This is a genomic window from Azospirillum sp. TSH64, from assembly GCF_003116035.1.
In the GTDB taxonomy this organism is placed as follows: domain Bacteria; phylum Pseudomonadota; class Alphaproteobacteria; order Azospirillales; family Azospirillaceae; genus Azospirillum.
In genome coordinates this window covers 2230977-2240464 of sequence record NZ_LGQW01000015.1, presented here as the reverse complement: position 1 = coordinate 2240464, position 9488 = coordinate 2230977, and the positions used below count along the sequence as shown (strand labels likewise).

Annotated in this window: 11 protein-coding genes; 4 read left to right on the top strand and 7 right to left on the bottom strand. The window is 66.8% G+C overall.

The window, feature by feature from the left end:
* Nucleotides 1–1089, top strand: a complete 1089-nt coding sequence (locus TSH64_RS11720) for a TRAP transporter substrate-binding protein (RefSeq protein WP_109096878.1) — start codon at nucleotides 1–3, stop codon at nucleotides 1087–1089.
* Nucleotides 1090–1174: 85 nt separating this feature from the next.
* On the opposite strand, the gene TSH64_RS11715 is transcribed toward TSH64_RS11720, so the two are convergent.
* Nucleotides 1175–1618 (bottom strand): MaoC family dehydratase, encoded by a 444-nt coding sequence (locus tag TSH64_RS11715; RefSeq protein ID WP_109452562.1) that lies wholly within the window; start codon nucleotides 1616–1618, stop codon nucleotides 1175–1177.
* A gap of 122 nt (nucleotides 1619–1740) precedes the next feature.
* Here TSH64_RS11715 and TSH64_RS11710 point away from each other — a divergent pair, with 122 nt between their 5' ends.
* On the top strand, nucleotides 1741–2355 hold the full coding sequence (locus tag TSH64_RS11710; RefSeq protein ID WP_109096877.1) for a TetR/AcrR family transcriptional regulator: 615 nt from the start codon (nucleotides 1741–1743) through the stop codon (nucleotides 2353–2355).
* 56 nt (nucleotides 2356–2411) lie between these two features.
* Here TSH64_RS11710 and TSH64_RS11705 read toward each other — a convergent pair whose 3' ends face one another.
* The 6 genes from TSH64_RS11705 to TSH64_RS11680 all read right to left on the bottom strand — a co-directional run bounded on the left by TSH64_RS11705 (nucleotide 2412) and on the right by TSH64_RS11680 (nucleotide 7937).
* The gene (locus TSH64_RS11705) at nucleotides 2412–2738 is read right to left on the bottom strand and encodes a DUF1153 domain-containing protein (protein WP_109096876.1); all 327 of its coding nucleotides are present in this window, start codon (nucleotides 2736–2738) and stop codon (nucleotides 2412–2414) included.
* Between the two features lie 189 nt (nucleotides 2739–2927).
* Entirely contained in the window at nucleotides 2928–3680 is a 753-nt protein-coding gene (locus TSH64_RS11700; RefSeq protein WP_109096875.1) for a flagellar hook capping FlgD N-terminal domain-containing protein, read from the bottom strand.
* A 77-nt stretch (nucleotides 3681–3757) separates the two neighbouring features.
* Nucleotides 3758–5632 carry a flagellar hook-length control protein FliK gene (locus TSH64_RS11695; protein ID WP_109096874.1) on the bottom strand — a complete coding sequence of 625 codons (1875 nt, stop codon included), beginning with the start codon at nucleotides 5630–5632 and terminating at the stop codon, nucleotides 3758–3760.
* A gap of 271 nt (nucleotides 5633–5903) precedes the next feature.
* Entirely contained in the window at nucleotides 5904–6413 is a 510-nt protein-coding gene (locus TSH64_RS11690) for a flagellar basal-body protein (protein WP_109096873.1), read from the bottom strand.
* Nucleotides 6406–6789, bottom strand: a complete 384-nt coding sequence (locus tag TSH64_RS11685) for a rod-binding protein (RefSeq protein ID WP_247872892.1) — start codon at nucleotides 6787–6789, stop codon at nucleotides 6406–6408. Before TSH64_RS11685 ends, TSH64_RS11690 begins: the two co-directional genes overlap by 8 nt.
* Nucleotides 6790–6794: 5 nt before the next feature.
* Nucleotides 6795–7937 (bottom strand): flagellar basal body P-ring protein FlgI, encoded by a 1143-nt coding sequence (locus TSH64_RS11680; RefSeq protein WP_109096872.1) that lies wholly within the window; start codon nucleotides 7935–7937, stop codon nucleotides 6795–6797.
* 230 nt (nucleotides 7938–8167) lie between these two features.
* Between TSH64_RS11680 and TSH64_RS11675 the strand changes: the two genes are divergently transcribed.
* Both TSH64_RS11675 and dksA read left to right on the top strand, forming a co-directional pair.
* Entirely contained in the window at nucleotides 8168–8593 is a 426-nt protein-coding gene (locus TSH64_RS11675; RefSeq protein WP_109096871.1) for a flagellar assembly protein FliX, read from the top strand.
* A 273-nt stretch (nucleotides 8594–8866) separates the two neighbouring features.
* Nucleotides 8867–9286: an RNA polymerase-binding protein DksA gene (dksA, locus tag TSH64_RS11670; RefSeq protein WP_012974451.1), complete on the top strand. Its 420-nt coding sequence runs from the start codon at nucleotides 8867–8869 to the stop codon at nucleotides 9284–9286.
* The last annotated feature ends 202 nt before the right edge of the window (nucleotides 9287–9488 follow it).

The window sequence follows — 9488 nt, the reverse complement described above, 5'->3', positions numbered from 1 at the left end:
ATGAAGCGTCGTTCCTTCCTGACCTCCGCCGGTGTCGGCGTCGCCGCCAGCACGCTTGCGGCCCCGGCCATCGCGCAGAGCCAGCCGGAGATTCATTGGCGTCTGGCGTCCAGCTTCCCCAAAAGCCTGGACACCATCTACGGTGCCGCCGACACCATTGCCGCCCGCGTTGCCGCCGCGACCGACGGGAAATTCACCATCCGCCCCTTCGCCGCCGGTGAGATCGTTCCCGGTCTGCAGGTGCTGGACGCGGTGCAGAACGGCACGGTCGAGTGCGGCCACACCGCCAGCTATTACTATGTCGGCAAGGATCCGACTTTCACCTTCGACGCGACGGTGCCCTTCGGCCTGAACGCCCGCCAGCAGAATGCCTGGATCTACAATGGCGGCGGCATGGCCCTGCTGCGCGAGTTCTTCGACGGCTATGGTGTCATGAACTTCCCGGCCGGCAACACCGGCGTGCAGATGGGCGGCTGGTTCCGCAAGGAGATCAAGACCGTCGAGGATCTGAAGGGCCTGAAGTTCCGCATCGGCGGCTTCGCCGGGCAGGTGCTGGCCAAGCTGGGCACGGTGCCGCAGCAGATCGCCGGCGGCGACATCTACCCGTCGCTGGAAAAGGGCACCATCGATGCCGCCGAGTGGATCGGACCCTACGACGACGAGAAGCTCGGCTTCAACAAGGTCGCCAAGTACTACTACTATCCGGGCTGGTGGGAAGGCGGGCTGAACGTCTCGCTGCTGGTCAACAAGCAGCAGTGGGACCAGCTGCCCAAGCAGTACAAGGCCGTTCTGGAAGCCGCCTGCTTCGAGGCCAACCTGACCATGAACGCCAAGTACGACGCGGAAAACCCGGCGGCTCTGCGCCGTCTGGTCGCCGGCGGCGCTCAGTTGCGGCCCTTCCCGCGCGAGGTGATGGAAGCCTGCTACAAGGCGGCGACCGAACTGTATGAAGAGACTGCCAAGACCAACCCGAAGTTTGCCAAGATCTACGAGCCGTGGAAGAAGTTCCGCGACGACGAATATCTGTGGTTCCGGGTGGCCGAGAACTCCTTCGACAACTTCGCCTTCACCGCCGGTCTGAAGCGCTGACGGTCAGTGTTGACGGCATAGGTTGACGTTTGCAGCCCCCGCATCCTGTCCCGGATGCGGGGGCTTTCTTTTACGCCTGTTCCCGTCAGGCCGGACGGCCGGGGGCCAGCAGGTTGGCGATCATGGTCTGCACCACCTCGCCGTTCTGGTTGAGGGTGGTGGTCTTCACCCGCAGCACGCCCTGGTCGGGCCGCTTGGCGGAACGCCGGGCCTCCAGAACTTCCATCTCAATGCGCAGCACGTCGCCGGGACGGGTCGGGCGCGGCCAGCTGATCTGGTCAACCCCCATGCCGATATAGCCGCCGGCCAACTCGGCGTTGCTTCCCACGATCATCCGCATCGTCATCCCGGCGGTGTGCCAGCCGCTGGCAGCCAGTCCGCGGAACAGCGTGTCCTTCGCCGCCTCGGCGTCCAGGTGGAATGGCTGCGGATCGAACTTTTCGGCATAGGCGACGATTTCCGCCGCATCGACCGTGACCGGTCCGCCAGTGAAGCGGTCGCCCACCGCGACATCCTCGAAATAGCGCATCCCCCGGAACTCCATTCTTGATGATACAGACCTGTCTCTTCATTGCGATGGTAGAGACAGGTCTGTATCATTGTCAATGCCGGGCTTGGACCCGGCCGTTGTGAACGGGTGGGGGTTGGCGGATGGGTGGAGTCGAAGGCGAGAGGAGGCCGGCGCGCGAACGGATTCTCGACACCGCGGCAGAGCTGTTCTATCGCGAGGGCATCCGCGCGGTCGGCATCGACACGATCATCGCCCGGTCCGGCGTCGCGAAGATGAGCCTTTATCGGAATTTCGCATCGAAGGACGATCTGGTCTGCGCCTATCTGGAGCGCAGCATGGTCCAGCACGCCGCTTGGTGGGACCGGGTGACTGCGCGCCACCCTGGCGATTCGCGCGCCCAGATGAAGGCGATCTTCATGGCGCTCGGCCATTGGATCGATCATCCGAAATTCCAGGGCTGTCCCTTCACGACCGCTGCCGCCGAACTTCGTGATCCCGCCAACCCCGCACGGGCGCTGGCGCTGGCGCATAAGCGCATGGTCCGCGACCGCCTGCATGCGATGGCGGTCGCGGCGGGCGCCGATGATCCGGACCGGCTGTGCGGTCAGTTGCAGCTTCTGATGGAAGGCGCCTATGCCGCCGGCCGCGCGCTGGATCTGGGGCCGGGCAACGAGGCGGTGGCGAGTGCGGCTGCGGCCCTGATCGATGGGGCCTGCGCGGAAAAACAGTCACCCGAGGCCAAGCGGCGCATCTAACGCAAGAAAGCGCCGCAGGACGGACCCACGGCGCTTCCTCAAGCCGGCACGTTGCGTCAGTCGGCGCCGATGCGGTCGCGCACCGCCTGGCCGGGACGATAGTCCTGCAATCGGGTGGCGCGCAGGCCGCGCATCCCGTGGCTGTCGATCAGCCTCTGCCAGGACAGGAACTCCTCCACCGACAGCGTGTAGCGGCGGCAGGCTTCCTCCAGGCTTATCAGGCCCGAACGGACGCCAGCGACCACTTCCGCCTTGCGGCGCATCACCCAACGCTTGGTGTCGGGCGGGGGAAGGTCGTTTTCGGTCATGGGACGCCCCTCAGGACCAATGACCGATGCACCGGCTGCTGAGTCGTCGCCGATGTCGAATTCGATGAGTGCCATGCGCGGACGCTCCAACCCAAACTGTGGATTCCACGATTTCGGGGTACTGTATGCGCCGGCACTTAACAAATGCCTAAACGAAAGGGTTAACTTTTTATCGGGTGGTAGTTGCTCACCCGAACGGACAGGGCGGTCGCGGCGGCCCATCCGTCCAGGCTTGCGGCAATCGGTCGGTACAACGAATCCGGGTCAGTAGACGGTGGTCAGCTTCGATAGCGGGACTTCGCTGGCGCCGATGTTCAGCACCGTCTCGCCGTCCTTGTTGTTGCCGATACCGGCGACCGTGCCGAAGGTGTAGGTGGTGGTCTTGATAGTGTCGTTCTTGTTCTCGGACACCGGCGCCACGTTCATGCGATAGGTGCCGGGCTGCACCGCGCGGCCGTTGTTGTCCTTGAAGTCCCAACTGACGGCATGCTTGGTGCCGGCGGTGGTTTCGCCGGGCATCGAGCGGATGATGTTGCCGTTGGAGTCCAGGATGTCGACGCGCACCGACTTGGCCGAGGTCGCCAGCTCATAGCCCAGCGGCGCCTGCGTCATGCCCTGCGAGTACTGGAAATTGTCGCCCTCGAAGGCGACGGTCCGGCCGAGATAGGCGAGGTTGGTCGAAGCGGTGCCGGCCGACTGCAACTGCACCAGCTTGTCCAGGCGGCTGTTGGTGCCGATGTTCTGCTCGACGTTGGCGAAATCGACCAGCTGCTTGGTCATGTCGTTGGTGTCGAGCGGCTTCAACGGATCCTGGTTCTTCATCTGCGTGGTCAGCATGGTGAGGAACGTCTGGAAATTGTCGCCCAGCCCCTTGGTAGCGGATGCCGTCTTTTCCGCATCGGTCTGGGGCGTCTTGGAGGTTTCGGTCGCCGTCTTCGACCCTTTGGAAAGACCACCCGAATAGGTGCCGTACTGGTTCACGGTCGGGGTATTGGTGGTGTTGGTGGTCGTGGTCATGGCGGTCGTCCTTTATGGCCCTGTCGGCCGGAATCTCTGATGCGACGGCGGGATGCGGCCGGGTCGGCCGGCCCCGCTCAGGCGCGGATGTCGACGCGCCCGTCACCGAGCGTCGCGGTGTAGACGGCACCATCGGACCCGTCATCGTCGCCGCCACCGCCGAAGCCGCGGCCGCGCTTGCCCGATCCGGTCCCCTTGCCGTCGCCCCGGCCCTCGCCTGCGAAGGGATTGCCTTCGCCGCGCAGGCTGAAGTTCAGGCTGTTGGCGTCCGTCTGCAATCCAGCGTCTTGCAAAGCGCGTTCCAACCCGCGGCTGTCGCGTTGCAGAAGTTCGAGCGTCTGTGCCTTTTCCACCGCAACCATCGCATTGACCCGGCCATCGGCGCCGATGTCCAGCTTGATGTCGATCCGGCCCAGTTCGGCCGGATGCAGGTTGATGGTGAACTGGTCGACCTCGTCGGCGACGCTCTTCTTGATGTGGACGGCGATCTGGTCATGCACGCCCATCGGCATGCCGGCGCCGCGCGACGGACGCAGGGTCGCGGTGGCGGCCTGCGGCTGGTCGAGGCCGGGAATGCCGGCATGGATCCCTTCCATCGCGGCGAGCGCCGGATGGGTATGCGGGCTGGTGGCGGAAGCGCCGGTCGCGGCGGTTCCGTCAATGCCTCCGATACCCTCCAGGGCTTTTGCGGCGGTACCGGTCGCGGCTGCCGCGACTGTTTCCGCCACCGGCATGGCCGGCGCTATGGGTGGGGTCGGCTGCTGCATCGCGGTCGGCGCCTGGGGCTGGGCATCGTTCCGGCTGCCGCCCTCGGTTCCGGTATGCTTGCCGGATTGCCTGGCATCGCCGACCTTCGCCTTGGCGGCGGCCAGCAGATCGGCGAAGCGGTCGGGCAGGGCGGTGTCGTCGGTCGGCAGGGCCTCGGCGTCGGGCCGTGCGCCGGGCTCGGCCTGGGTTGCATCCGCGGTTTGGGCGGCATCGCCGCCGACTGCGGCGGTCTTGCCGCCGGCTTTCGCCGCGGCTTCCGCACCCGCCTGACCGGCCGCCGAGGCACCGGTGGCAGCGGCCTGCGCCTGGGCAAGCTGGGCTGCGAGCTGGGCGGTGGGATCGACAGGCGCGGCCGATCCGGTTGCAGGGGTGTCGGCACCGCCGGCCGCGTCGTCGGTGCTGTCCGGTGCCTTCGTCTGTCCGGCCGGCATCAGGCCGGCAAGGATCAGGTCGCTCGCCTGCGGGATCGGTTGCTGCGCCATGGGCTGGACAGGCGGCAGCGGCTGGTCGGCGGGCTGGTCGGTGGGCTGTCCCTCGGCGGCATCATCCGACATGTCCTCACCGCCGGCGTCGGCCATGGTTTCACCCTGTGCCGCGGCGTCGGCCGAGGCTGACTCATCGGTCGCGGCGGCGTCCTTGGCATCGGCGGTACTGGTGGCCGTCGCCGCATCGGCCTTGTCCGCCCCCGCCTTATCTGCATTGACCTTATCCGGGCTGCCGGAGGCCTTGTCGGTCCTGGACAGGTCTTTGGCCGGCCTCTCGGCCTTGGCCGGGCGGTGGTCCTCCTGGCGGGCCTGCACCTTCGGGTCGTCGTCCTTGCCAGCCTTCGGCTCGGCCGCGCGCGTCGCGTCGGCGGCATCCTGCCGGCGCCGGGCTTCAGCGGTCCGGTCGCGGGTCAGGTCGGGCTTCGGCTCCGTGTGCACCGGCTGCCGGCGCTGGGCCTCTGCGGCGCGGGCGTCCCGGGCATCCTTTGCCGCCTCCTTGGCGGCGTCCTTCGCCGCGTCCTTCGCGGAGTCGCGGGCTGCCGCATCGGCCTGCTCGCGCTTGCGCGCCGCGGCATCGGTCAGCATGCGGTCCATCATCTTGGAGAACAGGTCGTTCTTCGTCCCAGTCCCCTGCGTCTGCTGGGACTGGCTGAGACCGTCGAACAAGGACGCGGCGATTTTGTTCGATTGGACTTCCATGGAAGGGCCTCTCAGGGACGGCGAAACGCACCGACGGCGATGCGCTGGGACCAATGCAACGGACGGGCCAACCTCGGCTCCCCGTCATCGGGCCTGCCGGCGTGGGATTGGGACGGCAGTTCCCGCCGCATCGCACGGTCAAGACCGGCAAATTCCGCCGGGTGCGGGGCCTTTCTTGCCGCAGGCTGCGGGCACAAAAAGAAAAAGGCCGCCCCGTGGAGAGAGGCGGCCGTCCGAAAAGCTCGGCAGTCATGGATGGAGGCTGATCGGATCAGAGCCGGGTATTCAGCGCCGCCGAGGTGCGCGGCCCGCTGGGCGGCGCGGAGTAACCGCGGCCGCCACCCATGTGGGCGGCATAGGCGGTGGTCGGCGCCTTCTGCTGGCGGGTGATGACGGTCACCACGGTATCGACCATCACCTTCTGCGCCTCGCCACCGATGCGCAGGGCCTCGGCATTGTCGGCGGTGGCCGCATAAAGCCTGCCGGTGGCGTCCTTCAGCGACGTCTTCAACTCCTGCGGCAGGGCGACCAACCCCTCGCGGTCGACGCGCAGCATGCGGCTGATCTCCTCATAGACCAGGGTCATCGGCTGCTTGTCCTTGACGATCTGCGCCAGTTCCTTGGCCGGGCGGCGGGCGCGGACGGCGGCGGCCTCGCGTTCCAGCAGGGCGGTCAGGCGGCCCATCAGCTCGATCAGCGCGACCGCGCGTTCCTGGGCGTTCTTCGGCAGGTTGGCGGCCGGCTTGGGCTGCTGGGGGAAACGAACGTCGACCTTATCCATGGCTGGCCTCCTGGGCGCGAAGAAGCTCTCCGTAAACCTGATTGGCGATGCCGAAGCCGCCGCGCTGGGTGATCTGCTTGCCGAACTGCTCGATCAGCATCGGGCGGAACATCTCTTCCCCGCGCCCGCCGCCGAAGGTCTCGTCGGTGCCGATCCCCTCGAACATCGGGCCCAGCAACTGCGAGACGAACTGGCTCTCGAACTCGTTGGCGGACTTGCGGATCTGGGCAAGCTTTGCCGGGTCGATCTTGGCCTCGAGATCGGAAATCTTTGCCAGGGTGCGCACGCCGAACCCGGCGGCCTGGGCGCGCTCCACCAGCGACGAGGCGGGCAGTGCGCTGCGCGCGGCCGAAGCGGTGGAAAGGGCGGGGCTCATGGACATCAGATCACCTCGATCTCGGCTTGCAGGGCTCCGGCGGCCTTGATCGACTGGAGAATGGCGATCATGTCCCGCGGTCCCACTCCAAGCGCATTCAAGGATTGTACCAACTCCTGCAAGGTCACCCCGGAATTCATCACGGCGAGGCGGTTGTTGGACTGGTCGTCGACCTGGATGTCGGTGCGCGGCACCACCGCGGTCTGCCCCTGGCTGAACGGGCCGGGCTGGCTGACCTGCGGGGTTTCGGTGATGCGGATGGTCAGGTTGCCCTGGGCGATGGCGACGGTGGAGATGCGGACATTCTCGCCCATCACGATCACCCCGGACTTCTCGTCCACCACCACGCGGGCGACCTGATCGGGGGTGATGCGCAGCTGCTCGATCTCCGTCACCAGCCCCACCACGTCGCCGCGGCGCGAGTCCGGCACGTTGATGAGGACGGAGGCCGGATCGGTCGCCTGGGCGCGGTTGCCGCGCAGCTGGATGTTGATGGCGGTCGCCACCCGCTGGGCGGTGGTGAAGTCGGGATTGCGCAGGGAGAGGCGCAGCACCGGCAGCTCGGCCAGCGAGAACTGGATCTCGCGCTCCACGATGGCGCCGGAGGAGATGCGGCCGGAGGTCGGCACGCCGCGGGTGACGCTGGCACCCTGGCCCTGGGCGGTGAAGCCCGACACGGCGATTGGCCCCTGGGCCACGGCATAGACCTCGCCGTCGGCGCCCATCATCGGGGTGACCAGCAAGGTGCCGCCCAGCAGGCTCTTGCTGTCGCCCATCGCCGACACGGTGACGTCGATGCGCGTGCCTTGCGCCGCGTAGGCGCCCAGCGTCGCCGTCACCATCACCGCCGCCACGTTCTTGGTGCGCAGGTTGGTGCCGCGGGTGTTGACGCCCATCCGTTCCAGCATGCCGGTCAGGCTCTGCTCGGTGAAGGGGGAGTTGTTCAGGCTGTCGCCGGTGCCGTTCAGGCCCACCACCAGTCCGTAACCGATCAGCATGTTGTCGCGCACGCCTTCGACATCGACGATGTCCTTGATACGGGCGGACGCGGCCAGTGCCGGTGCGGCCGGAATGCCGAACGCCAGCAGGGCGGTCAGCACGGCCAGGACAGCACGGCGGCGCAGAAGGCGAAAGGCGGTGGGGATCATGACGCGGACACTCCTGAACTCGTGCCCGTCCCTATACAAACGCCGTGCCAGAGACCGTAAGCGGCGGCTTTCGGTGCCTGTCCTGAAAAACGCCCGGACTATGGCGCCTTTCGGTCACAGCCGGCCGGCAATTTTTGCCCGATTGCGGCAAGCCTTGACCAGATGTTAAGGTTGATCCATCTACTGTGTGCGCGTTTACGAATCCTTTACTGCAAACGGTTGCACGGATCATGAAAGTCGAAGGCTCCGGAAACATACGCGGCGGTGGGTCTGTCCGCCGCACCGGCAAGGCCGAAGGCTCGTCCGGCGCGGCCTTCTCCAAGCAATTGGTGGGAGAGACCGGCTCGGCCCACGGCGTCAGCGGCACCGCCGCCTCCGCCGGTGTTTCGGGCGTGCTGGCCTTGCAGGAGGTTGACGTCACCGACGACGCCACCGCGCGCGCGTCCCGCGGCAAGATGCGGGCGGAGGAGATGCTTGACCGTCTGGAGGAAATCCAGCACGGGCTGCTGTCCGGCACGCTGTCGGTGCAGAAGCTGGCCGATCTGGCGAAGGTGGTGCAGACGCGCCGTGCCCAGGTCGACGATCCGGGGCTGGCCGAAATCCTCGACGAGATCGACCTGCGCGCCCAGGTCGAACTGGCGAAGCTGACCTCCTGAACCGACCGGTCGCTTTTACGGCCGCTTCAAGCGTTGAGGCGGGCGCCCGCGCCTGTGGGGCGGGGTGCCGCCGATGAGAGAGCCATGCGGTGGCCGGATTCGCCCGTGCATGGCCGCCAGCCGGTGGCGGCGAATCTGCAACGCTGACAAATCTTTTTTATTCCAAGGGCTTGTTTGGTCGTTGCGGGGGCGAACCAATGGGTTGCGGTCGTGCCGTGGCGTGCCTATACTCCGCGCCGCCCGGATCACCCCTTTTTCGCTGGATGCTTTCGGATGACGTCGCCGCTTCTGCCCCAGAACTATTCCCCGTCGGAAGACGAGGAGTTCATGAACCCGATCATGCGGGAGTATTTCCGCCAGAAGCTGCTGCGCTGGCGCGCGGAACTGCTGGCGGAATCCACCGGCACGTTGAACAGCCTCCAGGAAGGCGGTATCCAGGAACCGGATATCGCCGACCGCGCCTCGGCCGAGACCGACCGTGCGCTGGAGCTGCGGACGCGTGATCGCGAACGCAAACTGATCTCCAAGATCGACGCCGCGCTGGAGCGTCTGGTCGACGGCAGCTACGGCTATTGCGAGGAGACGGGCGATCCCATCTCCGTTCGCCGGCTCGATGCCCGACCGATCGCGACGCTGAGCCTTGAAGCCCAGGAGCGTCACGAGCGGATGGAACGGACCCAGCGCGACGACTGACGCCGCGCCGTTTTCCGGTCCCGCAGACGATCAGCACAGTGCCGCTCACCGGGGGCAGGGCGGTGCGCCGCGTCGGCACTGCATGGGACGGATGGCACCGAACGGATGGAAAGCGCAGGTCCCGACCGGCGCTTTCGTCGTTTCTAGGCTGTTGCCGCCGCCTTGCATCGGTTGGCGTCAGGGCCGGCGATGGAACCAAGCC

Coding starts and splice junctions, on each gene's coding strand:
- TSH64_RS11675 (WP_109096871.1), top strand. CDS start 8,168: ATGAAAGTCGAAGGCTCCGGAAACATACGCGGCGGTGGGTCTGTCCGC.
- TSH64_RS11715 (WP_109452562.1), bottom strand. CDS start 1,618: ATGCGCTATTTCGAGGATGTCGCGGTGGGCGACCGCTTCACTGGCGGA.
- TSH64_RS11710 (WP_109096877.1), top strand. CDS start 1,741: ATGGGTGGAGTCGAAGGCGAGAGGAGGCCGGCGCGCGAACGGATTCTC.
- TSH64_RS11690 (WP_109096873.1), bottom strand. CDS start 6,413: ATGGATAAGGTCGACGTTCGTTTCCCCCAGCAGCCCAAGCCGGCCGCC.
- TSH64_RS11695 (WP_109096874.1), bottom strand. CDS start 5,632: ATGGAAGTCCAATCGAACAAAATCGCCGCGTCCTTGTTCGACGGTCTC.
- TSH64_RS11685 (WP_247872892.1), bottom strand. CDS start 6,789: ATGAGCCCCGCCCTTTCCACCGCTTCGGCCGCGCGCAGCGCACTGCCC.
- TSH64_RS11705 (WP_109096876.1), bottom strand. CDS start 2,738: ATGGCACTCATCGAATTCGACATCGGCGACGACTCAGCAGCCGGTGCA.
- TSH64_RS11720 (WP_109096878.1), top strand. CDS start 1: ATGAAGCGTCGTTCCTTCCTGACCTCCGCCGGTGTCGGCGTCGCCGCC.
- dksA (WP_012974451.1), top strand. CDS start 8,867: ATGACGTCGCCGCTTCTGCCCCAGAACTATTCCCCGTCGGAAGACGAG.
- TSH64_RS11700 (WP_109096875.1), bottom strand. CDS start 3,680: ATGACCACGACCACCAACACCACCAATACCCCGACCGTGAACCAGTAC.
- TSH64_RS11680 (WP_109096872.1), bottom strand. CDS start 7,937: ATGATCCCCACCGCCTTTCGCCTTCTGCGCCGCCGTGCTGTCCTGGCC.